This is a genomic window from Chitinophaga sp. (genome assembly GCF_035761305.1).
Classification (GTDB): Bacteria; Bacteroidota; Bacteroidia; order Chitinophagales; family Chitinophagaceae; genus Chitinophaga.
In genome coordinates this window covers 19,634-43,022 of record NZ_DASTRI010000132.1, presented here as the reverse complement: position 1 = coordinate 43,022, position 23,389 = coordinate 19,634, and the positions used below count along the sequence as shown (strand labels likewise).

Genomic DNA, 23,389 nt, shown 5'->3' with positions numbered 1-23,389 from the left:
GGCCGCCGGCACTCACCTCATCTACCTTCAGGCCGTCTGCTCCCCAGGTTTCGTCAAACAGCAGTCCAATGGAAGCGGTGTTGTCCCCTTCGGGGTGGCGCGGTGAGTAGCGGCCGCCGGTATGGGAGGCATTCAGCTCTCCCAGGAGCTCGCTCAGCAGCTCCTGGAAATCGTAGTTGTTGTTGATGTGCGGTAAAAAGCGCGCGTAATTATCGTGGTACATTTGCCAGTCAACGCCGTGCAGCCTGGGATCATAGAACTTTTCCTTCACCTGCTTCCACGCATGGTCAAAAATGTAGGCGCGTTCTGCTGCTGCGTTCAGCACCAGCTCTGTGCGTATATTGATAGGCGTTATTTTCCCGGAGCCGGCGTCTACCTTTACCACGCTGCCGTTGTTGCTTACGAACAAGGTGTTGCCATCCTTGCCCAGCTCAATGCTGCCCGGGCTTCCACCCAGCTTGGCCAGTATTTTTGTATCGCCGGTACGGGGCTCTGTTACCCACAGGTCGTAGCCTTTTTCAAACGCAGCCATGTAAAACAGCTTGCTGCCGTCCTGGTTCAGCACATAATCGCCAATGGAGGCGCTGTTAATGGTAAGGCGGCGCTGGCGGTTGTCCAGGTGCTCAAAATCAGGCTTAAAAGGTCCCGGCTTTTTAGTAACGGTATCTTTTTCCTTGCCTGCCGCGGTAGAGTCTTTGCCGTTCTTTTTAGCGCTTTCCTCTTTTTCCTTCAGCAGGTTAAATTCGTCTTTGGACAGCTGATACCGGTCGTACGCTTCCTGGTCAAGGAACACGGCGTAAATATCCGTTTCACGGCTGCCCTGGCGGGCCAGTGATTTACGGCCATCCCTGCTGGTTTCCCAGGTAAGCATTTTACCATCGGCGGTCCATTTGGCGCTGCCTTCGCCAAAGCCGCTGTTAACAGGATATACCGGCTCACCTTTTCCATCGGCCGGCAGCAGCGCTACGTTGCGCACATTAAAATAACCCTGCTGGTCATCAGTGGCAATCCATTTGCTGTCCGGGCTCCAGGTAAAGCTCCAGTCGCCGTCGGAATAAGAGTGGTTGCTACCTGCCGGCAGCAGCGCACGGCTTTTGCCGGATGCCAGGTTATATACTTTCAGCACATTACGGTTCTCTACATAGGCGATCTCTTTTCCGTCGGGTGAGAACACGGGCTGGTATTCCTCTGCTGCCGTGGCAACCAGCGGCGCTTCCTTTAGCAGCGTGGCTGCAAAAAAGTAGGGATCTTCCTTTCGTACAACCGTGCTCTGGTAAATATCCCAGTTGCCGTTACGTTCTGCGGCGTATACCAGGCGCTTGCCGTCGGGCGACCAGTTTATCATCCTTTCCTGCTGGGGAGTATTGGTAACGCGCTTGGTCATGTTGCCTTCCACGCTGGTTACAAATACCTCACCGCGTGCAATAAAGGCCATTTCCTTACCATTGGGGCTCATGGCAAACTCGGTGATGTTCCCGTTTACAGGCAGGAATTTTTCGGTGGCAGTACCGCCATCGTTAAACACTTTTATGTTCACTTTTTGGGGCTGCCAGCCTTCTTTCAGCGTATATATCTCACCGTTATAGGTGAAGCAAAGGGTATTATCGTCCGACTTTGAGAGGTGCCGCACGGGGTGTTTGTCAAAATGGGTGAGCTGCTGCGGTTTGTCTTTCTGCGCCAGCACGGCTTTGAAAAGGTTTTGCGATCCGCCCGCCCTTTCGCTCAGGTAATAAACGGCATCGTCCCCGGCAAAAAGGGGCTCGCGGTCCTCCCCTTCGTAGGTAGATACCTGCTGGTAGCTTTTTTTGTTAATATCATACAGCCAGATGTCGCGCGTAACAGCGGAAGTATGATGTTTGCGCCAGGGATCTTCATACCCTTTACGGTCCTGGAATACCAGCTGATCGCCTTTTGAATTATAGTGCGCGCACTCTGCGCCGGCGGCGCTGAGCAGCATGGCCCGGCCGCCGGTAACGGGCACGGTGTACAGGTTGTCGAATAAATGGGTGCTGAAACGCACGCTGGCAGCCGGCGCATTACGGCCGCTTCCAAACAGCACCTGCTTGTTATCCGGCGTAAAATCGTAGGGGTAATCACGGGCGCTGTTGGTGGTAAGCCTTACCGGCGTGCCGCCCGTAGCAGGCATTACAAACACGTCAAAATCGCCGTAACGGTCGCTGGCAAAGGCCAGGTATTTGCCGTCGTGGCTCCACACCGGCATCATGTCCTGTGCTTCGTGAATAGTAACCGGTACGGCTATACCGCCGTTCACATCTACCCGGTAAATGTCCCCTTTGTAGCCAAAGGCAATGGTTTTGCCATCGGGCGAAATAGCGGGGTAACGCAGCCACAGGGCATTATCCTGTGCATAGGTAAAGGCGGCCATGAGCAGGCCTGCACATGTAAAAAGGAACTTGTTCATAAGCGTTTAAAGATTGATTCTGTTGCCGGCAATGGGTTGTGCATTGCCGTTCCATAACGGTGACTATGCAAAATAAAAAAACCCGGCTTTTCCCGTACTGTTAATTGACAAGTGGCTGTAAAGGGGTAGCAAAGGCAAGCAGCCTGCTGTATAGCTCCGGTAAAAAAGTTATATTACTATATAAAAACACGCCTTTATGGAAAAGCATATTGTAAAAATCATGAGCATACAGCCGGTTACGCATGATGTAAAATGTTTCCGGGTGGAGAAGCCCGCCGGTTACCGGTTTGTACCCGGGCAGGCCACGGAGGTATCTGTTAACAAAGCCGGCTGGGAAGACGAAGCGCGGCCTTTTACCTTTACTGCGCTGGAAGACGCGCCCTGGCTGGAGTTTACCATTAAACGCTATGCCGACCATAACGGCGTTACCAACCAGCTGCACCAGCTGAAGGAGGGCGATGAGCTGATACTGCGCGACGTATGGGGCGCCATTGCCTACAAGGGCCCCGGCTACTTTATTGCCGGCGGCGCGGGCATTACGCCGTTTATCGCCATTTTACGCATGCTGCATAAAGCAGGCAACCTGGCAGATAACATCCTGTTCTTTTCCAACAAAACAGCTGCCGATATTATTTATGAGGAAGAGCTAAACCGCATGCTGGGCCGTAATGCCCGTTTTACCCTTACGCGGGAAAAGAAAGAAGGCTATGACAATGGCCTCATTAACCGCGCTTTCCTGGAAGCCCGGATCCCTGATTTCAATAAACACTTTTATGTATGCGGTCCCGATAAGATGATAGCCGACATTAACCAGGCGCTGGAAGCGCTGGGGGCAAAGCCCGACCTGCTGGTGTTTGAGCAATAACGCTATACCAGGGTTTCCAGCTCGTCCAGGAAAGCGGTTTGCCGCTCGTTCATCATTTGCCGGGCATCGGCCAGGCTAAACCAGGCAGCGCGGTCCACCTCGGGGTAGGTGCGCTTTTTACCGCTGCGGGGCGGCCATTCCAGCTCAAATGTATTGCTTACAATATGCGCGGGGTCCAGCGTTCCGCTTACCGCCCAGCATTGTACCACCTTGCCGCCTTTTTGCTTAACAGGCCGCAAGGGTATGAACTTACCGGAGGGGCGGTAACCGGTTTCCTCTTCAAACTCACGGATGGCGGCATCCAGCGGGGCTTCGCTTTCAGGGTATTCGCCTTTGGGAATGGTCCAACTTCCGGCATCCTTCCTGGCAAAGAAAGGCCCGCCGGGATGCACCAGCAGCACCTCCAGGCCGCCGGCCTGTTTCCTGTACATTAAAATACCGGCGCTTTGTTTGGCCATGATACACGGGTTTGTTGCAATACAATTTACCAAAACACGCGCTAAATGCTTTTATTATTCCCGATGATATTACGCCAATACAGGCAGGAATTCCCGCAAATGTATTGCCTTCCGCAGCTGCTGTTTTTTAAGCACGAACGCCGGCGACGCCATTTGTTACTTCTTTTTCCGCCCATGCTTTGCGTGTAAAAAATTTTCCAGCCTTCTGAGCTCTTTGGTCCAGTAGGCCTCAAAAAAGCTGATCCATTCCCTCAGCTCGTCAAAGCCCTGCTGCTGCAGCTCGCAGTAGCGTTCCCTCCCCTGTGTGGTAATGGTAATAAACCCGCTGTCGTACAACACTTTTATGTGTTTAGATACCGCGGGCCGGCTGATGTTGAAATTGTCTGCAATGGCGTTGATGTTCTGCTTCTCTTTGGTAAGCATCATCAGTATCTCCCGCCGGTTAGGATCGGAGAGCGCCTGGAAACAATCAACGGTTGTTTTGTTCTTGGCCATGGATAAATTGTTGCATTGCTTTTTCCAGTCTTTTGATCACTTTTTTCTTCCAGCCCATTTCCATAATAAAGCTGGTAAAAATATTACGCGGGCCTTTAAAGCCGGTATGGTGCAGGTGCAGCTCTGTACCGCCGTTTTGGGGGTACAGCTTCCAGGTAACCACGGTGTCCAGCGTAATAACCCCTTCAGCCGGGCCGCCCTGTAAGCTGTATGCCAGCTTTTGCAACGGCACTATTTCCAGCACTTCAAAATAGGTTTTACCATCCCATTTCATTTTAGGGCGGGGCGGTTGCACCATCATCCATTTAAAACCTACTTCTGCTTTAAAATTGCCCGCGTTCAACGACCACTGTTTCAGCAGGTCAGGGTCTGTAAGGCATTGCCAGATTGTTTCTACCGGGTACGGATAAAACCATTTGATATGAAGGTCCCTTTGCATAAATATGTAACTTTTAAGTTACCCAAAGATAATATGTAACTTTTGGATTACGCATTTTTTCCCGGAATTTTTTTTCCAGACAACAGTTGCTGCCAAAAAAACAGGCTATACAAATTAAACGGATTACACGCATTGCAGGGACTAGCCGCATTGCATTTGAGCAGGCATGCTCAACCCGTCATGGCGCCAAATTAGGCTGGCAGCCAGCGCCACAGCTTTGTGTAACAAACGCAACACCTTACTGCTGCTGACGCTGCTTTTAGCAGGGTGGAAGCTGTTTATGGCCTGTTCTTTGTGCCATTTATAACAGATATTCGTTCACCATAAAATGTAACGATCATGGCACGGAGAGAAAATAATAACAGGCAGCCGGACACTTTATTCAGAAAGGAAGATCTGACCGGGAAAGCAGAACAGTCCGAAGCAGCTATTGAGCAAACAGAACGCGAAAACCAGAACAAGGGAGCCGACAAAACACGGCCTGACCTGACCAAACAAAAAGAAGAATTAAAGAAAGCGCCGGAAAGCCATAAACAATCCCGCTAAATCCAGTCTTTCATAATAATACCTTTCCCGGAGGTTGTTGTAATAGTATAACAGCCAGGATTAAAGAAAGGATGTACCGCATCACGGTACGTCCTTTTTTATTGTCGTTTATACAGCAAAGTTGGCTTTCTGGAACAAAAAACATAAATTGATCTGCTGATCAACATCTGTCCACGTCTAATCCGTTAACCATGAAAAAAGTATTACCAGCTATATTACTGGCCTGCCTAAGCGGGCTTTTCGTCTTACCTGCCCGGGCGCAGCATACGGCAGCCGTTGCGCCGGCTGTAAAAACAGCCTACGGCTCCGTTACCGGCATTATTGAAAAAAGCGGCGTGCTTGCCTATAAAGGCATTCCCTATGCGGCGCCGCCGGTAGGTAATTTAAGATGGCAGCCGCCGCAGCCGCCTGCTGCATGGACCGGCATCCACAAAGCAGATCACTTTGGACCGCGCACCATGCAGGCGCCCATTTTTGGCGATATGAACTTCCGTTCCGACGGCATGAGCGAAGACTGCCTGTACCTGAATGTTTGGGCCCCTGCCCGCAAAAGCAGTAAGCTGCTGCCTGTGCTGGTATACTTTTACGGCGGCGGCTTTGTAGCCGGCGACGGGTCAGAGCCGCGGTATGACGGCGAAAGCATGGCGCGTAAAGGTATTATATCGCTTACGGTCAATTACCGCCTGGGCGTGTTCGGTTTCTTTTCCCACCCCGGGCTTACAAAGGAGTCGCCGGCCCATGCTTCGGGCAACTACGGTTTAATGGATCAATGGGCAGCGCTGAAATGGGTTAAGGAAAATATTGCTGCTTTTGGCGGCGATCCCAAACGGGTAACCATTGCAGGCGAGTCAGCTGGTTCCATTGCCGTAAGCGCACAAATGGCTTCACCTTTGGCTAAGGACCTGTTTGCAGGCGCTATTGGCGAGAGCGGCTCTGTACTGGGCGCCTTATCCGCCGTACCGCTGGCGAAAGGAGAAGCTGCAGGCGTGGAGTTTGCAAAAAGCATAGGCGCGGGGTCCCTGCAGGAGCTGCGCGCGCTGCCGGCAGACTCGCTGCTGCAGGCAGCTACCCGGTTTGGCGCATTTCGTTTTCCCGTTACCGTTGATGGTTATTTCTTTACCAAAGACCCCTATCAAGTATATGCCGCAGGCGAACAGGCCCACGTGCCTTTGCTGGCCGGCTGGAACTCGCAGGAAATGGGCTACCAGGCTATTTTAGGCAACCAGCCGCTTACAAAAGAGAATTTTGAAAAAGCAGTGCGCAAGCTATATAGTAATGCTGCCCTGGCCGACAGCATGCTGCAGCTGTACAACCCTGCTACTGATGCAGATGTGGAGCAGGTAGCCACTGACCTTGCCAGCGACCGCTTCATCAGCTTCAGCACCTGGAAGTGGATAGATGATCATGTAAAAACCAGCGGCGAGCCGGTGTTCCGTTATCTTTTCTCAAGGCCGCGCCCGGCCATGAACGCCTCCATGGGCAATGCCGCTCCCGGGCTGGCCGGCGGCGTTATCCGCGATAAAAAGGCAACGGCGGCCAAACCGCCTGCCGCAAAAGGCGCGGTACACTCCGCAGAAATAGAATATGCTATGGGCAACCTGTCGTCAAATAAGGTATATAACTGGCAGCCGGATGACTATAAAGTATCTGCCATTATGCAGGCGTACTTTGCCAACTTTGTTAAAAATGCAGATCCCAACGGGCCGGGCTTACCCAAATGGCCCGCTATAACGGGCACGGATAATGTACCGGTAATGCATATTGACGTGCATACGCGCATGGAGCCGGAGCAGCACCGCGCACGCTACCTGTTCCTGGACCGGCAACGGGAACGGGCGCATTAATGCGCCGGCTGGTGATGCATCAGCTTTTCAATTTCCTGCTGTAATTTTTTTGCCTGGCTGCCCGTCAGCTCCAGGTAGGTGAAGCGCGTGCCGGGTATCAGCGTATTGCTGCCGTCTTTTTCTATACGCAGGTTCAGCTTACGGCTGTTAAACCACGGGGTAATACCGCGGATGGCGGCAAAAACAGCTGTCTGGTCCCAGCTCATACGGCCAATGGTATCTTTGTCTTTGGCAAGGGCTATGGCAAAAGCATCTTTTACAGGGCTGTGCTGAATGCTTTTATCCTTTATCAGTGGAATACCGGTACGCACCTGCTCCCCTACCTCAAACGGGCTTAATGTTACCGGTGTTTCCCATTGCGCCAGTACCGTTTGTGCCGCAGGTGCGTCTATATACACATTATACTCCCTGCCGGTTGTTTTACCTACGGGCAGGCTGGTAGCCATTGATACCAGCTGCTTTACCTTTTGCTTTACCAGCTGCCGCCCGTTCAGCGCAGAATATGCATCTGCTTTGGAAGCTAACAAACCTGCCAGGTTCGTGAAAAAGCCAATGGTGATAATGGTAACCGAATGATCGGGCTGCTGCGCCAGTATACGGCGGTATAGCGCTACTGCCTCTTCGGCCTGCGCATTGCCTGTAAGGTTATGGGGATATTTGGCAATAATGGCCTGCGCCCATTGCTGCGGGCAGCTTTCGTTGGGTGCAGACTTCCGGGTAATGCCAACAGGTATGTGCGGTTTGTTAAAGTAGGTATTCAGCACACTGATGGTGGGCACCGTTGTTTCAAATGCATTGGATGATATTACGGCCAGTATGCGGGCCTCCCCTTTATCCGCAAAAGCATGTAAAAGCGTAAGCGCCCCAACATCATCATAATCGCCGGCTATATCGGTATCGAGTATAACGGGCAGCGGCTGCTGCTGCGCCTGTGTACGTATTATCATTGCCAGTAAAAAAGCAAACAGTAAATATGATTTTCGTGCCATAAATAAGCTGTAAATGCCTGAAGTTAGGCGATTATGGCCGAATTTCCACACTTCCCCTGCAACAATAGATACGCTGCCTGCATGCGCCGGAGTAAGGTCTTTTATGGCTTACAGTTTGTACCGGTTATAAAGACAATTCTTATTGTTTATCCATTAAAATGCGTGATTATGCGAGTTATTGAAACCAGCACACATGGCTACCTGGATTACCTGGTAGGCGTGCTATTGATTGTTGCCCCCTGGGCAATGGGTTTTGCCGCAGGCGGAGCTGAAACCTGGGTGCCTGTGATACTGGGTGCGGGCACTATCCTGTACAGCCTGTTCACAGATTATGAGCTTAGCCTTTCTCATTCCATACCCATGGGGGTGCACCTGTTGCTGGACCTGGCAGCCGGCATTCTGCTGGCCGTTTCGCCCTGGCTGTTTGGCTTTGCCGGACAGGTATGGGCGCCTCACCTGGTTATAGGGCTGTTTGAAATAGCCGTTTCGTTAACCACCAAGCGCGTACCGTATCACAACAGCAGGCTGCAACGCCGTACGACTGTTGTTCACTGATTCTTTTGAACAGGTGTTTTACTGCTGAAATATATGGGTTTGAGGGAATGTAGAATATTAAATGAAAAATGTAAAATGTAAAAGTGAATGCAGCGGTGGCGCTATTAAGCCGGTAAACACTGCACTCACTTTTACATTTTACATTTGGTATTTTACATTTTAGATTTTATTTGCCATTCAGCTTCTTAATCAGGTTCACTTCATCCTGGCGGTAAGGAGTGCCATCGGGGTTAAAAATGTCGTGGAACCATTCTATCGGCTGGCTGCCATCGGGCAGCGGCGTGTCCCAGGCATAAATGGTATTGGTTTTACCACTTACAAAGCCCCAGTTAATAGCGCCTACATTTTCCTTTTTAAGCATGGGCATGATGTTGGAAAAACGGCTGTTGCGCGTACGGGCCATGTACTCTGTACAAATCAGCGGACGGCCGCTGGCTTTTAACAGGTCTATTACACGCTGGTGCCATTGCGGCTCCTCATAATCATGATAGGTAACTATGTCGGAATGTGTTAGCTGAAAAGTATTCAGTTTTTCCAGGTCCCAGGCCCACAGGCCGGCGCTGATAGGCTGATCGGGGTTTACTTCCCGCGCCCACTGAAACACGCCGGTCAGCAATGCCAGGGAAGAGTCCCTTTTGCCGCTGTTACCAGGTTCGTTATAAAGGTCCCACAGCAGTATGCGCTTGTCGTGCGCAAAAGCGCCCAATACATCTTTCACATATTTTTCCAGCTGCGGAAAGTTGGCCGGGTCGCTGGAAGCAGGCTGCCCGGGGTCCTGCATCCAGCCGGAATTATGGATGCCGGGTTTTACTTCGGGCTGCTTACCCGGCTTGGGTGTTTTATTCCAAACATCGTCAAAGAAAACAAACATGGGCTGAATATGATGCTTGTCTGCAATAGCCAGGAACTGGTCTACGCGCTTTTTAAACCCTTCAGGGTCCTGCTGCCAGGCTACTGAATGCAGGAACACGCGCATGGTGTTAAAGCCAATGCCTTCTGCCCAGCCCAGCTCCTTATCAATGGTAGCGGGGTCAAAGGTATCGGCCTGCCACATTTCCAGCTGGTTAATGGCATTGGCAGGTATGTAGTTGGCGCCGCTCAGCCATTTATGCTGGCTGTACCACTCGTTTGCTTTTTCTACAGACCATTGCTGGCCCGGGGTTGCAGTTGTTGTTTGCTTTTTTTTCTGCGCCTGCACATTTACAGCAAAGCAAAGCGCAATTACAGGCAGTATAAAGTTTTTTATTCGCATGGTGATGTAATTTTTATTTTCAGTTTCAATAACGTGCTTACTTTACTACGGGAAAGGCCACCACTCTTACTTTGGTGCAGCCGTAGGGGATGAGGGTGATCTTTTCAACCTGGTCATTTACCTTGCCTTTGTAAATACCGGAACGTTCTGTTACGGGTGTGGGCGCTATGTCGTTGTAAAGCGTCCATCCCGGTATTTTTTTCGCTGCGGCAGTGATCTCAATGGGGGCATGCGCCAGGTTCCATACAAAATCACCGGTTACCGGCCGTACCTTTTTTACCTGCAGCTGCGCAGGGTCTTTTACCTGTGCTTCGAGCAGCCCGTAATTCCACGGCCCCTGCGGATATACGCTGTAATAATCTCCTTCCTTCTCATCCGTTGCCTTTACCCATTTTTCCTGCAGCTTCAGGGCATATACCAGCGGTCCTCTTTCTACTGCGCGGGAGTTATGGCCCCATTCAGAAGTGGTTATTTCCATGGGCAGCTGTAATGTCAGCTGGTCGCCTTTTTTCCAGCTGCGGTTGATAGTGATTACCTGTCCGCCTTTTTCACGGCGCAGCTCCTGCCCGTTCAGCGTTATCACAGCCTCTTTACACCATGACGGGATGCGCAGCTGCAGCGGAAAGCTCACGGGTTGCTGCGGCAGCAGCTCAAAGTTAATGGCTTCGTCAAACGGGTAGCCGGTGGTTTCCTTAATGGTAATGCCGGTGTTGGAAGCGCCTACGGTACAGGTAATGTCGTTGGGGCTGTATTCCAGCGCCGCCAGGCCTTTATCCGGCGTGCCGTACCAAAGGTGGGAGGCAAATTTTGTCCAGCCCTGGTGCATATTAGCCAGGCAGCAGGTATAGCCGCTGCGCATGCCAAATACATTATTCATTTCCCGGTCAAACGGTAACGAAAAGTTGAATACGCCCTTTGTTACCTGCACCTGGTTGGCTATCTGGAAATACTGCTTGTTATTATAATCATCGGTAGTTTGGGTAGGCAGCGCATTAAAGGCCATTTTTTCCAGCGCATCCATATACAGGGGATCGCCGGTAATGCCGACGATCTCTTCCAGGGAGAACATTGACTCTACAATGGCGCACAGCTCTGTGCCCTGTACGGGGTTATTGCCGTGCAGGTCTTCATCGGCAGAGAACATGCCGTAAGGCATGCCATGCAGGGTCATAATATCTGTAAAGCCCGTTTTCAGGTACTGCAGGTATTTTTTGTCGCCGGTACGCTGGTATTGGATGGCCGGGTCTTTAATGCTCATGCCTACGTTTACGCCGTGGCGGTGCATCCAGCTGTCGTTATTCTGGTGGGCCGCGGCGTTCATCACCCAATCCCGGCCGCCCAGCCATTTGCTCCACGGGAACGACTGGTCTTCAATCTGCGCGGCCAGGCGCAGCAGGCGTGCATCGCCGGTAATGCTGTACAGCCACTGCACTATCATGGCATTGTCTGCGCCGCGTGCAGCCGCCCAGTCTGTCCATTTGCCAATAGGCACTGCATCCAGCACCTGCATCTGGTACTCAAAATATTTAGTCATAAATTGAATAACCCGGGCATCACCGGTGGCCATATAATACTGCCGCAGCACTTTAAGCATTACCATTTTGGGCCACCAGTCCTCTCCCTGGCCGGCGTTATTGCTGCCAATGGTTACGCTGCTATCGTCCCTTTCCGCTTTGGTAACAGGGCCAAAGTAGCCGGAAGGGCGCTGGTGCTTCAGCACCCAGTTTACATATTTGCCTACCTTGTTTTTCAGCGCCTGGTCATCCAGCAGGTAAGCCAGCGGCAAGGCGCCATCCAGCCAGTAAGGCGTTTCCTCCCAGCCATCGCCTTTGCCGCCCAGCCAGCCGTTATCTTTTTTTATTTTGGCATACACTTCATCCAGGTGGCCTGTGGTGCCTTTACGCATAATCTGCAGCTGGTGCAGCAGCCAGCCTTTGGGATGAATGCTGCCCAGCGGCAGCGCAATATATCCGGGTTTGGTGAACGTGTTTTTGCTTTGTGCCTTTATGGCCGTGCTGCTGCAGGTTAACCCCATAACCATGCCTGACAGCAGCAGCGTTTTACGGATGCATTGATACATTACAACTTATTTAGAAAATGTAAAATGCAAAATATAAAATGTAAAAGGTAAAAGGAAGGGCGCTATATTACTTACCATAACGTTTACCTGCGCCCTCCTGTTTACATTTTCCCTTGTGCTTTGAACGGTGAAGTAACTGCTATTTGCGCACCGGAAGTTTTCATATCGTATCATTATTTTAACAAATCATCTCATTTTTTGTATATCCCGTTTGCTGTATAACTTTTACATTCAGTATTTTACATGCTTACTATGCTCAAGAAAATAGGACCGGATAAATGGACGCATTTCTACGTAGGCATCCTGATGGGCGCCATCCTGCAAAGCGTGGCCTGGCTGCTGCTGCCCGGCAGGCCGGTGCAGGTTACGCTGCTTACCTTTGCGGCTGTGGTTGCGGTAAGCTATGGGTTTGAGCTGTTTTCGCTGGTAACCGGCAGGGGACATCATGAGGTGCTGGATGCTGTTGCCGCGGTTATTGGCGGCATTATCGGCATGGGTATAAGCGGCGGGTTCATTTACCTGTTATAGCACCAGCTGGGCATGCAGCTTTTGCAGCGTGGCGGCAGGGTCGTCACAAAAACCGGTATGCACGCGGGAGGTTTGTAAAATGGTGCTGCGCGTGGCAGTGAGCCAGCGAAAACGCAGGGCAGTATCAAGCCGGCCAATAGGCCCGCCTTTATTGCCGCCGCAGCATATCTGCTCAAATGCCTGCAAATAATCCTTTACCTCCTGCACATCTATACCCGGCGCCAGCGCGCGCAGCTTCTCTTCATTTAATGTAAATACCGCCTGCAGGAACTTACGCTCCCTGCAATAAAGGATAACGCCCACGTTGATGAACTCCTCCCGCTCCACCCTGGGAACAATGCGGATAACAGCATATTCAAATAAGAGCTTCCCTTGCATGTTGTGCGGCTTTTACAAAAATTTCTGATGATGCGATGCGTGTTTCCAGGAACTGTATATACACTTCGCGGCGTTCCGCTGCATTACCTGCTTCCCGAGTATCGGCCAGCAGCCACTCATCGGGCACCAGCGATACAATGGCGCGGATGCGCTCTTCCGTTAGTATGGCGCGGCCGGCCTTGTCTGCCTGCTCCAGCCCCGTGGCCTGCGGCAGCAGCACATGATCCTTTACCTGCGCAAAGGGGCGCAGGGCATGCTCTTTCCAGTTAGACCAGGTATGGTGAAAATACAGGGAGGCGCCATGGTCTATTAACCACAGCTCGCGGCCCCACATAAGCATGTTGGTATTGCGCGCCGTGCGGTCTACATTCGTGAGCAGGCAGTCGAGCCACACGATCTGCGAAGCCAATGGGGCATCAATGGTGTAAACAGCAGGGTCGTATGTAATAGCGCCTTTCAGGTAGTGCAGGCCCAGGTTAAGGCCTACGCTGGCTTTCAGCAGGTCCTGTATCTCCTCATCCGGCTCGGTGCGGCCAAACGCGGTATCGAGATCGGCAAATACAATTTCCGGCACCTTTAACCCCAATGCGCGGGCAATTTCCCCGCCGATCAGCTCCGCTATCAGCGCCTTTACGCCCTGCCCTGCGCCCCGGAATTTAAGCACATACAGGAAATCGTCATCTGCTTCTGCAATGGCCGGCATAGAGCCGCCTTCACGTAAAGGCGTTACATACCGTACTACATTTACAGTGCGTATGGGTGATGTGTTATTGTTCATACTACTTGTGCGGCCGCGCTGTTTATGTTAAGGTGATCTGGCTTTCGGGAATGCCGATAACAAAGGTAGCCCCGTCGTTCAGCACACTGGTGGCCGTTATAAAGCCGTTGTGCTGCTCCATTATTTTTTTACAGATAGACAGGCCGATGCCTGATCCTTCTATTTCATGATAGCTGTGCAGGCGTTTGAAAGGAATAAAAATATCGTCCAGGTACTTGGTTTCAAAGCCAATACCATTGTCTTTTACATAAATGTTATAGTACAGCCCTTCCCGTTGATTATCCTGGAAAGCAGGCGCTACCCCGTGCCTGGCATAAATGTGCACCTCCGGCGTTACTCCCTTTTTGCTGAACTTAATGGCGTTGGCAATAAGGTTATGGAACACCTGCTGTATAAGCGTTGGGATCACGTAGGTGCTGGGCAGCTCGTCGATAGTAATGCGGGCCTGCGCCTGCTGTATCTTCAGCTCCAGCTCCCTCACCGCTTCGCGCAGCACAAAATTGAGGTCGGTGTGCACAAAGTCGCCTTTGCCTACAGAGTGCCGCGAAAAGCGCAGCAGGTCGTTGATCAGCTGCTGCATACGTTCCGTGGCATTGGTAATTTTCTGTACGTGCTTATCCAGCTCATTTATGGTGGGCTTTTTTTGCACAATCAGGTCGCTGAACATACGGATCTTGCGCAGCGGCTCCTGCAGATCGTGTGAGGCAATGTAGGCAAAGCGGTCCAGCTCCTCATTAGCGGCTTTCAGGCGCTGGTTGTTCTGCATCAGCTGCCGGTTCAGCTCCCGCACCTTTTGTTCGGAGGCTTCCCTTTCCTCAATTTCTTTTTGCAGGGAGGCGTTAATGCTCAGCAGCTTTTGCTCCTGCTCCCTGAGCGACTGCGTTTTGCGGTACAGCTCTACAAACACGCCTACCTTCATGCGCAGCACTTCCGGGTTCACAGGCTTATAAATAAAATCTACCGCGCCTACCTTATAGCCTTTGAAAATGGCTTCTTCTTCATGACTGTAAGCGGTAATAAAAATGATAGGAATATTCTTTAACCGGTCACGCTGGTAAATAAGCGACGCGGTTTCAAACCCGTTCATATCGGGCATTTGCACATCCATCAGTATCAAAGAAAAGTCGTACTCCTGCAGCAATATTTTTAATGCCGCCCGGCCCGACCCTGCTTTAACGGTAATATAGCTTTCCCGCTCCAGTATAGAGGAGATGGATAGCAAATTATCCGGCCGGTCATCTACTACTAATATTTTAATCGGATCATTTTCCTGCAACCCCATAGTTTTAATAAATGTAAAATGCTAAATGTAAAATATTAAATGTAAAAGTGTGGATAAGTGAATGTTGGATAAGCGCCCGTACTGCTTCCAGTTTAAAAACAATACCTTGTTTAATGGCACTGTCACTGACTTTTACATTTAATATTTTAAATCATCTGTACAGCCAGATGCGCATGAGCGATAACAGCTGGTCAATTTTCAGCGGTTTGGTAATATAATCGGAAGCGCCTGCTTCCAGGCACTTTTCGCGGTCGCCCTTCATGGCTTTTGCGGTAACCGCAATAATAGGCAATGCGCTGTTCTTATGCTCTCTTCTTATTTTCTGCATTGTTTCATATCCATCCATTTCCGGCATCATAATATCCATCAGCACAATATCTATATGGTTGTTCTCTGCCATAATATTAATGGCTTCCCTGCCGCTTTCCGCCGTGATGGTATTGATCTGGTACCGTTCAAAGGCGGTGGTAAGGGCAAACAGGTTACGTACATCATCATCCACCACCAGCACTGTTTTATGCAGCAGCACATCTTTGCGGGAGCGCAGCTCTTCTATCATTTTCCGCTTTTGCGGCTGCAGCGCCTGGTGGTTCAGGTGCAGCTGCATCACGGTTTCTTCCAGCAGCAGCTCCAGGCTGCTTACGCCTTTCAGCAATATTTTGTTGGCGTACTGCTTAATGCGGCTCTTTTCCTTAACGGAAAAGTCCTTGGCGGAGTAAACGATCACCGGTGTGGTGTTATACTTGTTCAGCGCATGCACATTGGTAATAAAATCCACCCCGTCAATATCCGGCAGCATGTAATCTGCAATAATACAATCGTAGGCGTTATTGTTGATATTTTCCAGCGCTGCCTTGCCGTTATCCGCCACTTCAATTTCTATCAGGTCTTCATTATCCAGCACACTGGCTATCTGGCTGGCCTCTGCCTGGTTATCTTCTACCACCAGCACGCGTTTTGACTTGCGGCTATCCTGCTCAATAATGCTATTGAACAATACTGTAAGCGCCTCTGTTTTCATGGGCTTCAGGTTAAAGCTGCGGGCGCCCCGGTGCATGGCCAGCAGGCGGTTTTCCTCACCTGATATAAGGTGAATGGGAATATGCCGCAGGTTCACGTCGTTCTTAAACAGGTCCAGCACGCGCCAGCCGCTGGCATCGGGCAGCTTCACATCCAGCGTTACTGCAATGGGATTGAACTTGTTGGTAAGATCAAACACTTCGCTGAAGGTAGTAGCCACCACTACTTTCAGGTCCATCTCATGCGCCTTTTCCAGCATGATCTTGGCAAAGCGCACATCATCTTCCACAATCAGGATCACCTTATCGCTTTCCGTGATGTGGGTGCGGTCGTCGCCGGTTTCATTAATGATCTCGTTCAGCCCTTCCAGGTCGCGGGTATCGCTCCGTACATCGCTCCGTATTGTAGGTACGGAATGCAGCACGTCGCTGTTATCTCCCCCTGGCAGCTTATACTCTCCGGGTTTCAGGCTGCTGGCTATTTCTTTTTCAATATCAGCAGGGTTATACTGCAAGGGCAGGAACAGGGTAAAGCTGCTGCCTCTGCCGGCCTCACTTTCCAGCTCAATAGAGCCGCCTAACAGGTCGGCCAGGCCGCGGCTGATGGACAGCCCCAGGCCCGTACCGCCGTATTTACGGCTGGTAGAGCCTTCTGCCTGCTGAAAGGCTTCAAAAATGATGTTCTGCTTATCCTTTGAAATACCAATGCCGGTATCTTTAATCTCAAACGCTACTACCCGGTCGGCATTATCCAGGCTGCTGTTGGCGGTTTTCCAGTTACGCTCTGCTTCGTATATGCGTAACCTTACCTCTCCTTTTTCCGTGAACTTAAAGGCATTGGACAACAGGTTCTTTAATATCTGGTTCAGCCGCTGCACGTCTGTTTCCAGGCTTTGCGGCAGCTTTTCATCCATTATAATGCTAAAGCGCAGGTTCTTGCTTTCGGATATATGCTTGAAGGTGGTTTCCACAAAGGCTACCACTTCCCCGAAACGTACATTGATAAAGTCGGTTGAAATATAGCCCGACTCGATCTTGGACAGGTCCAGGATGTCGTTGATCAGCTGAATAAGATCGTCCCCGCAGCTGTGAATGGTTTTGGCATAACGCACCTGCTTTTCGCTCAGGTTACCTTCATGGTTCTCATACAGCTGCTGCGCGAGTATGAGCAGGGAGTTCAGCGGCGTACGCAGCTCATGCGACATGTTGGCCAGGAACTCTGATTTATACTTGGAGGTAAGCTGCAGCTGCTCTGCTTTTTCTTCGAGTGAGCGGCGCGCCTCTTCCACCTCCATGTTCTTTTCCTCCACTTCCTCTTTCTGCTTCACCAGCAGGTGGGCTTTATCCTGCAGCTCTTCATTGGTTCTTCTCAGCTCATCGGCCAGCGACTGTGATTGCTCCAGCAGCGCTTCGGTACGGGAGTTGGCCTCAATGGTGTTTAACACAATGCCGATACTTTCCGTAAGCTGGCTTAAAAAGTCGAGGTGGGTTTGGTTAAAGGTATCAAAAGAGGCCAGCTCTATTACTGCTTTGATCTGCGTTTCAAACAACACCGGCAGCACTATCAGGTTCAACGGCGTAGCTTCGCCCAGGCCGGAGCTTATTTTAATATAGTCGCCCGGCACATTGGTAAGCAGTATCTGCCTTTTTTCCACGGCGCACTGCCCTACCAGGCCCTGTCCCAGCGAAAACTCGCGGCTCAGGCTTACCTCATCGCCGTAGGCATAGGCTGCAAACAGCTTGAGCTTGGGATTGGCCGACTCGTCTTCCAGGATGTAGAACATACCTTTTTGCGCCTGCACTACCTGCGCCAGCTCCGACAGGATGCGGCGGGTTACCGTGTTAAGGTCTTTCTGGCCCTGCAGCATCTGCGTAAATTTGGCCAGGTTGGATTTGAGCCAGTCCTGCTCCTGGTTACGCAGCGTGGTTTCCTTCAGGTTGGCGATCATCTGGTTAATGGTATCTTTCAGCTCTTCCACCTCACCTTTGGCCTCCACGCGGATCATTTGCGTAAGATCGCCTTTGGTTACGGCAGATGCTACCGCGGAGATAGCGCGCACCTGCGTGGTCAGGTTTTCCGCCAGCTGGTTCACGTTCTCCGTCAGGTTTTTCCATATGCCGGATGCGCCGGGCACGCTGGCCTGGCCGCCCAAACGCCCTTCCACGCCCACTTCGCGGGCCACGGTAGTTACCTGGTCGGCAAACACCGCCAGGGTATCGATCATTTCATTAATGGTTTCTGTAAGCTGCGCCACTTCACCGCGCGATACAATGGAGAGCTTTTGCTTCAGGTTACCGGTAGCCACGGAGGTTACCACCTTGGCAATACCGCGCACCTGGTTGGTAAGGTTAAAGGCCATCATGTTCACAGAGTCGGTAAGGTCTTTCCAGGTACCGCCCACGCCCTGCACCTCGGCCTGGCCGCCCAGTTTACCTTCTGTACCTACCTCACGCGCCACGCGCGTTACCTCAAAGGCAAAGGAGTTCAGCTGGTCCACCATGGTGTTGATGGTGTTTTTCAGGTCTAATATTTCACCTTTTACATCTATGGTCACTTTCTTTGACAGGTCGCCGGAGGCCACGGCTTTTGTTACCTCCGCAATATTGCGCACCTGGGAGGTAAGGTTACCCGTCATCTGGTTTACGGAGTCGGTAAGGTCTTTCCAGGTACCTGCCACACCGGGCACAAAGGCCTGGCCGCCCAGCTTACCGTCTGTACCCACCTCACGCGCCACACGCGTTACTTCCGACGCAAAGGAGCGCAGCTGCTCCACCATGGTGTTGATGGTGTTCTTCAGCTTCAGTATCTCTCCTTTTACATCCACCTCAATTTTGCGCGACAGGTCGCCGTTGGCCACGGCGGTGGTTACTTCCGCAATGTTACGCACCTGCGATGTAAGGTTGGAGGCCATGATGTTCACGGAGTCGGTAAGGTCTTTCCAAAGGCCTTTTACCCCCGGCACATCGGCCTGGCCGCCCAGCTTACCTTCGGAGCCTACCTCACGCGCCACGCGGAACACTTCCGAACCAAATGCGTTCAGCTGGTCCACCATGGTGTTAATGGTGTTCTTCAGCTCTAATATTTCACCTTTTACATCTACCGTGATCTTGCGCGACAGGTCGCCTTTGGCCACGGCGGTAGTTACTTCCGCGATATTACGCACCTGCGCGGTAAGGTTGGAGCCCATCTGGTTCACAGAGTCGGTAAGGTCTTTCCAGGTACCGCCTACGCCCTGCACTTTGGCCTGGCCGCCCAGCTTACCTTCCGTACCTACTTCAAGGGCTACACGCGTTACTTCCGATGCAAAGGAGTTCAGCTGGTCCACCATGGTATTGATGGTGTTCTTCAGCTCCAGTATTTCGCCGCGCACATCCACGGTAATTTTGCGGGAAAGGTCGCCCAGGGCCACGGCGGTAGTTACGTCTGCAATGTTGCGCACCTGGGCCGTAAGGTTGCCGGCCATCTGGTTTACAGAGTCGGTAAGGTCTTTCCATACACCGCCCACGCCTTTTACCGTGGCCTGGCCGCCCAGCTTACCTTCTGTACCCACCTCACGCGCCACGCGCGTTACTTCTGAGGAGAAGGAGTTCAGCTGGTCCACCATGGTGTTAATGGTATCTTTCAGCTCCAGGATCTCTCCCTTCACATCCACGGTGATTTTTTTGGACAGGTCGCCGCGCGCCACGGCGGTAGTTACATCTGCAATGTTGCGCACCTGGGCGGTAAGGTTATCGGCCATCTGGTTCACGGAGTCGGTAAGATCTTTCCACACGCCCGCCACGTCTTTTACCTTAGCCTGGCCGCCCAGCTTACCTTCGGAGCCCACTTCCAGGGCCACGCGCGTTACCTCACGGGAAAACAGGTTCAGCTGCTTTACCATCCCGTTCACTTCCGTGGCTATGCGTGCAAACTCGCCCTGCAGCTCATGGTCTTCTATCTGCAGCGTCATTTCCTGCGACAGGTCGCCTTTGGCCACGGAGCTGATCACGTGCGCTATTTCAATGGTGGGGTGCACCAGGTCGGATATTAATGTATTAAGGGAGCCTACGGCTTCGCTCCACGCGCCTTTGGCCGTGCGGGGCATAGATACGCGGTGGTTCAGCTTACCCATTTTGCCAATGGTGTTGCGGGCCAGCAGCAGCTCCTCTACCAGCGTTTCATTCAGCGTAATGATTTCGTTTACGGTATCACATATTTTTCCGCTCAGTCCTATGTTATCAACGGGCATGCGCACGCTGAAATTACCGCCCTTCACTTCGGAGAGCACCTGCAGCAGCAGGCGGTTATCCAGCTCATCCTGCAGCTGCTGTTGAACAATATTGGATTTTCCTGTTTTACTGTTGGCAGGCAATTTTTTTTTAGTTGCATCCTTGCCCTGCGGCACTACTGCGCCATTGGTTTTTTTCCTGGTATTCATTTTCGCGGCATTAGAGCAATTAAAGGAATGGCATGTAAGTTAACCCATCTTTCAATTTCAATACAACACCTGCATGTTAATTATCGGGACACACCTGTATAGCGGCTTCACACGGAAGAGGCCGCCAGTCCGGCGATACAATGTAACAGGTAACTCAAAATAAAGATAATGTAATATGTTTACAAAGGCTAATATTTTAAACTACTCCTACCCGGAAAGCTTTTAGCCCGCTGAGGCCCTGCAGCTCTTCCAGCTCCAGCTCTTCGAGGTTGTTTTGCAGCACCCCTGTTTCCTGCAAGTACTGCAGGTAGGGCAGGTAATCCTCTACATCTTTCCGGTTAAAATAAATGAGGGCAATCTTGTCTGTTTGCGTTAAACGTTCGTCGGTATTACGGATATGTACTTTATCGATCCTTTTCTTGATCATCTGGTACCGGATGTTGTAGGTGCCCTCCACATCAAACCTTCTTTCATCCGCGCGGAAGCTGATATCGATGGTGCGGTCATGGGCAAATATGAGCTGGGTAGTGCGCAGCGGCAACGGCATTTCCGGCAGCAGGGAGCGGGTAAGCTTTGTAATGGCGGCCATGGATGACAGCTGCCACAGGCGCAGGTTTTTAAGGTGGAAGTGGTCAAACTCCCGGTGCGGGGTAATGGACTGGCCTATGTAAATATCATATTCAATGCCATCGGTACGGAACTTTTCAAAGTAGCAGGGATAATCCTGCTGCAGCTTGTCCTTTTCTGTTTCAAAATAATTATTGATGGCGTTATTGATCATTTGCATGGATGTTTCCAGCGCGTGGCGATGCTGCTGTATGGCCCCATCTCCCCTATCCATCAGCTGCATGTATTTTTCAATATCTGCACGGGCAGCGGGCTCCTGCTGCGACAGGTGCTTCAGGTAAGGAAGGGTGCCTTCTGTTAAAAAGAAATTAAGGTTGGTTTCATCCGTGGCATTCCATTCCTCCTGCTGTAATACCTGTTTCCATTTACCGCAGCTGAACAGCGCTTCTTCCAACAGGGTAGACGAGTGCCGTTCCTGCGCCTTCTCCAGCATCCCCGACAGCAGGCGCAGGTGATTATCCAGGTCGGCGCGTACGGCCTTGTTCCTTTCCAGGGTGGAGTTGCGGATGTCAATGGCGCCGTACAGCGGGTACACATCCTTAAAAATTACATTTTCGGTGCGCGCAGGCAGCTGTTTCTTTTTCCGCTGCAGGTAATGCCAGGCGGCTTCATTAAACTTCCATTGCACCGCAGGCTGCAAAGAGGTAAATTTTTCCTTTACAATGGCTTCTATCTCCAGGTTAAATTCATCGATATACACCTGCAGCAGTTGCGCAATAGCGCCAATGGCAGGTTCCAGCAGGCCCAGTGTTTTTTCATCGAACTGGTCGTCGCCCCAGGTGTGCACGCCCAGCACGCCCACCGGCGTATGCTCATGAAAAACGGGCATCAGGGCAAGGGATCTTACCCCCAGCTTGCAGAAACGCTGCAGGAAACTATATTCTTTCTTATCTGCTTCCGTGAAAATATCCGGGGAGAAAAAAAAGCTGGGATTGGCTGCATAGGAGCTTGCCTGCTGCTTAAAATCTTCCGGCGAAAGGGTTTCCTCTCCCCATACGGAAAAGAGAATACCGGTGCCTGTTTTTTCAAAGCCATACACCGGCTCATCGTTTATATGCACGAAAGGAAACAGGTCGAACTCAATTTTATTATTGCGCACCAGTGTTTTCAGCGACTGTATAACGGTTTCATTACCGGAAACAGCATCGCCGGGGTTGCGGCTCAGGCGCACCTTCCGGATATTATCTACCGCCTTATACGGGGTAATATCCGTTACGGTTACCATACCAATGCCGCGGAAGGAAAACAGCTCCAGGGGCAGCATTTCCTGCATGATCTCATAGCTGGCGCCTTCGCTCAGGTGCATGTACAGGCGGTTACAGTCCAGCGAAGGCAGCTCGCCTTTGGCAGTAACCGCAATAAAATCGGTGTTCACGTTTACGCTGTAATATTCGAGCAGGCCCGTGTTAATGTTGGTGCCTGCATGGGATATTCCTTTTTTTACCGGCACCTCGAAGTTGTATAAACGTTTAAGGATAAACGAATATATCAGCTGCAGGCGCTCCCGCAGATGGTCTTCAGGCGTTTTGGTGCCTTCATAACCATCGGGCGCCGCCTTCTGGTTCAGCAGCTGGTACAGCTTATCCGTACCGTAAAAAAAGCAGGGCTGAAAAGGGAAGCTAAGCCCCCAGGCCAGTTCGTGCTGGTTGGCCAGCGGGGAGGTATTGCAGGCATATATATGTTCCAGGAGGGTTTCATACTGGTTAATATTTTGCAGCGTAAGGTCACTTACCCGGCAGCTTTCAAACTGCTGCAGCGCGCTTTTATAAAAGCCGGCCTTGATAGTAGGCTCGTTTTCTGTCCGCTTTTTCAGGCAGGTGATAAACGGGTCAAAGGAAAGGGCCGCATCAATCGGTAATGTGTAAGCCTGCTTGTCAGACGCATCCAGTATAAAATTCTTCATGTTGTTGTTGCCCCCCGGTACGGTACCGGTATTTAAAATGGACAGGTAAATTTAATGGTTTACCGTGAGCAATGTTAAGTCTTTGTTATGTTTTCCTCAACTATCATACCGGCCGGGCCATCCATTAAAAAAAAAGCTATGCCCGCCGGGCGGGCATAGCGCTGTAAAAATGTTTTTAACTGCGGTGCTATGGATGTACGCTGAGCTTTTGCAGCATTTCGGTAGAGAGCGGATCAGAAGACATTCCATAACCGGTTACCAGCACGCCCTTTTCAGTGCCGTCTGCAGATGCAATGGCATATACAGCGGCTTCATCGGCCGGGTCGGTGTTGCCTTCGTAACGGTATACATCTACAATTGTAAAATGATCCAGGTGCAGGCGGCTTTTTTCGCTCACCAGGTAGTTGCCCTCAATGTTAAAGTCAGTTGTATATCCTTGTTTGCGCAATGCTTCAATGGCATTTGCAACGGTATCATAATGTACTTCCATTTTACCCTGTTTTAAATGTTA

The 23,389-nt window shown here is 51.2% G+C and carries 18 protein-coding genes; 5 read left to right on the top strand and 13 right to left on the bottom strand.

The window, feature by feature from the left end; genetic code table 11:
• The coding region (locus tag VFS25_RS11640; protein WP_326462316.1) for a peptidase S41 at positions 1–2,422 on the bottom strand (2,422 nt) is incomplete at its 3' end.
• A 196-nt stretch (positions 2,423–2,618) separates the two neighbouring features.
• Here VFS25_RS11640 and VFS25_RS11635 point away from each other — a divergent pair.
• The gene (locus tag VFS25_RS11635; RefSeq protein ID WP_326462315.1) at positions 2,619–3,287 is read left to right on the top strand and encodes an FAD-binding oxidoreductase; all 669 of its coding nucleotides are present in this window, start codon (positions 2,619–2,621) and stop codon (positions 3,285–3,287) included.
• A gap of 2 nt (positions 3,288–3,289) precedes the next feature.
• Here VFS25_RS11635 and VFS25_RS11630 read toward each other — a convergent pair whose 3' ends face one another.
• The 3 genes from VFS25_RS11630 to VFS25_RS11620 all read right to left on the bottom strand — a co-directional run bounded on the left by VFS25_RS11630 (position 3,290) and on the right by VFS25_RS11620 (position 4,679).
• Positions 3,290–3,745, bottom strand: coding sequence for an NUDIX domain-containing protein (locus VFS25_RS11630; RefSeq protein ID WP_326462314.1), 456 nt, complete (start codon positions 3,743–3,745; stop codon positions 3,290–3,292).
• A gap of 156 nt (positions 3,746–3,901) precedes the next feature.
• Positions 3,902–4,240, bottom strand: coding sequence for a metalloregulator ArsR/SmtB family transcription factor (locus tag VFS25_RS11625; RefSeq protein WP_326462313.1), 339 nt, complete (start codon positions 4,238–4,240; stop codon positions 3,902–3,904).
• Positions 4,215–4,679, bottom strand: coding sequence for an SRPBCC domain-containing protein (locus VFS25_RS11620; protein ID WP_326462312.1), 465 nt, complete (start codon positions 4,677–4,679; stop codon positions 4,215–4,217). Before VFS25_RS11620 ends, VFS25_RS11625 begins: the two co-directional genes overlap by 26 nt.
• A 339-nt stretch (positions 4,680–5,018) precedes the next feature.
• Between VFS25_RS11620 and VFS25_RS11615 the strand changes: the two genes are divergently transcribed.
• A complete protein-coding gene (locus VFS25_RS11615; protein ID WP_326462311.1) occupies positions 5,019–5,225 on the top strand; it encodes a hypothetical protein in 207 nt (68 codons plus the stop codon).
• A 191-nt stretch (positions 5,226–5,416) separates the two neighbouring features.
• Positions 5,417–7,069, top strand: a complete 1,653-nt coding sequence (locus VFS25_RS11610; protein ID WP_326462310.1) for a carboxylesterase/lipase family protein — start codon at positions 5,417–5,419, stop codon at positions 7,067–7,069.
• Here the strand turns inward: VFS25_RS11610 and VFS25_RS11605 are convergent.
• Positions 7,066–8,058, bottom strand: coding sequence for a nucleoside hydrolase (locus VFS25_RS11605; protein WP_326462309.1), 993 nt, complete (start codon positions 8,056–8,058; stop codon positions 7,066–7,068). The genes VFS25_RS11610 and VFS25_RS11605 overlap by 4 nt on opposite strands.
• A 168-nt stretch (positions 8,059–8,226) precedes the next feature.
• Between VFS25_RS11605 and VFS25_RS11600 the strand changes: the two genes are divergently transcribed.
• A complete protein-coding gene (locus VFS25_RS11600) occupies positions 8,227–8,613 on the top strand; it encodes an SPW repeat domain-containing protein (protein WP_326462308.1) in 387 nt (128 codons plus the stop codon).
• A 166-nt stretch (positions 8,614–8,779) separates the two neighbouring features.
• On the opposite strand, the gene VFS25_RS11595 is transcribed toward VFS25_RS11600, so the two are convergent.
• Positions 8,780–9,865, bottom strand: a complete 1,086-nt coding sequence (locus VFS25_RS11595) for a 1,4-beta-xylanase (RefSeq protein ID WP_326462307.1) — start codon at positions 9,863–9,865, stop codon at positions 8,780–8,782.
• Between the two features lie 37 nt (positions 9,866–9,902).
• The gene (locus VFS25_RS11590) at positions 9,903–11,945 is read right to left on the bottom strand and encodes a beta-L-arabinofuranosidase domain-containing protein (RefSeq protein WP_326462306.1); all 2,043 of its coding nucleotides are present in this window, start codon (positions 11,943–11,945) and stop codon (positions 9,903–9,905) included.
• A 252-nt stretch (positions 11,946–12,197) separates the two neighbouring features.
• Here VFS25_RS11590 and VFS25_RS11585 point away from each other — a divergent pair, with 252 nt between their 5' ends.
• Positions 12,198–12,473, top strand: coding sequence for a hypothetical protein (locus VFS25_RS11585; RefSeq protein ID WP_326462305.1), 276 nt, complete (start codon positions 12,198–12,200; stop codon positions 12,471–12,473).
• On the opposite strand, the gene VFS25_RS11580 is transcribed toward VFS25_RS11585, so the two are convergent.
• From VFS25_RS11580 to VFS25_RS11555, 6 genes are all read right to left on the bottom strand, one after another.
• Positions 12,468–12,851 carry a DUF3037 domain-containing protein gene (locus tag VFS25_RS11580; protein WP_326462304.1) on the bottom strand — a complete coding sequence of 128 codons (384 nt, stop codon included), beginning with the start codon at positions 12,849–12,851 and terminating at the stop codon, positions 12,468–12,470. The genes VFS25_RS11585 and VFS25_RS11580 overlap by 6 nt on opposite strands.
• Positions 12,829–13,629, bottom strand: a complete 801-nt coding sequence (locus VFS25_RS11575; RefSeq protein ID WP_326462303.1) for a HipA family kinase — start codon at positions 13,627–13,629, stop codon at positions 12,829–12,831. Before VFS25_RS11575 ends, VFS25_RS11580 begins: the two co-directional genes overlap by 23 nt.
• A 22-nt stretch (positions 13,630–13,651) precedes the next feature.
• On the bottom strand, positions 13,652–14,911 hold the full coding sequence (locus tag VFS25_RS11570; protein ID WP_326462302.1) for a sensor histidine kinase: 1,260 nt from the start codon (positions 14,909–14,911) through the stop codon (positions 13,652–13,654).
• A gap of 151 nt (positions 14,912–15,062) precedes the next feature.
• The gene (locus VFS25_RS11565) at positions 15,063–20,348 is read right to left on the bottom strand and encodes a HAMP domain-containing protein (protein WP_326462301.1); all 5,286 of its coding nucleotides are present in this window, start codon (positions 20,346–20,348) and stop codon (positions 15,063–15,065) included.
• A 196-nt stretch (positions 20,349–20,544) separates the two neighbouring features.
• Positions 20,545–22,878: a GAF domain-containing protein gene (locus VFS25_RS11560; RefSeq protein ID WP_326462300.1), complete on the bottom strand. Its 2,334-nt coding sequence runs from the start codon at positions 22,876–22,878 to the stop codon at positions 20,545–20,547.
• A gap of 187 nt (positions 22,879–23,065) precedes the next feature.
• Positions 23,066–23,368: a hypothetical protein gene (locus VFS25_RS11555; protein ID WP_326462299.1), complete on the bottom strand. Its 303-nt coding sequence runs from the start codon at positions 23,366–23,368 to the stop codon at positions 23,066–23,068.
• Between the last annotated feature and the right edge of the window lie 21 nt (positions 23,369–23,389).

Bases quoted from the DNA above. Each gene is read 5' to 3' on its own strand.
- VFS25_RS11635 (WP_326462315.1), top strand. From the start codon at position 2,619: ATGGAAAAGCATATTGTAAAAATCATGAGCATACAGCCGGTTACGCAT.
- VFS25_RS11630 (WP_326462314.1), bottom strand. From the start codon at position 3,745: ATGGCCAAACAAAGCGCCGGTATTTTAATGTACAGGAAACAGGCCGGC.
- VFS25_RS11625 (WP_326462313.1), bottom strand. From the start codon at position 4,240: ATGGCCAAGAACAAAACAACCGTTGATTGTTTCCAGGCGCTCTCCGAT.
- VFS25_RS11620 (WP_326462312.1), bottom strand. From the start codon at position 4,679: ATGCAAAGGGACCTTCATATCAAATGGTTTTATCCGTACCCGGTAGAA.
- VFS25_RS11615 (WP_326462311.1), top strand. From the start codon at position 5,019: ATGGCACGGAGAGAAAATAATAACAGGCAGCCGGACACTTTATTCAGA.
- VFS25_RS11610 (WP_326462310.1), top strand. From the start codon at position 5,417: ATGAAAAAAGTATTACCAGCTATATTACTGGCCTGCCTAAGCGGGCTT.
- VFS25_RS11605 (WP_326462309.1), bottom strand. From the start codon at position 8,058: ATGGCACGAAAATCATATTTACTGTTTGCTTTTTTACTGGCAATGATA.
- VFS25_RS11600 (WP_326462308.1), top strand. From the start codon at position 8,227: ATGCGAGTTATTGAAACCAGCACACATGGCTACCTGGATTACCTGGTA.
- VFS25_RS11595 (WP_326462307.1), bottom strand. From the start codon at position 9,865: ATGCGAATAAAAAACTTTATACTGCCTGTAATTGCGCTTTGCTTTGCT.
- VFS25_RS11590 (WP_326462306.1), bottom strand. From the start codon at position 11,945: ATGTATCAATGCATCCGTAAAACGCTGCTGCTGTCAGGCATGGTTATG.
- VFS25_RS11585 (WP_326462305.1), top strand. From the start codon at position 12,198: ATGCTCAAGAAAATAGGACCGGATAAATGGACGCATTTCTACGTAGGC.
- VFS25_RS11580 (WP_326462304.1), bottom strand. From the start codon at position 12,851: ATGCAAGGGAAGCTCTTATTTGAATATGCTGTTATCCGCATTGTTCCC.
- VFS25_RS11575 (WP_326462303.1), bottom strand. From the start codon at position 13,629: ATGAACAATAACACATCACCCATACGCACTGTAAATGTAGTACGGTAT.
- VFS25_RS11570 (WP_326462302.1), bottom strand. From the start codon at position 14,911: ATGGGGTTGCAGGAAAATGATCCGATTAAAATATTAGTAGTAGATGAC.
- VFS25_RS11565 (WP_326462301.1), bottom strand. From the start codon at position 20,348: ATGAATACCAGGAAAAAAACCAATGGCGCAGTAGTGCCGCAGGGCAAG.
- VFS25_RS11560 (WP_326462300.1), bottom strand. From the start codon at position 22,878: ATGAAGAATTTTATACTGGATGCGTCTGACAAGCAGGCTTACACATTA.
- VFS25_RS11555 (WP_326462299.1), bottom strand. From the start codon at position 23,368: ATGGAAGTACATTATGATACCGTTGCAAATGCCATTGAAGCATTGCGC.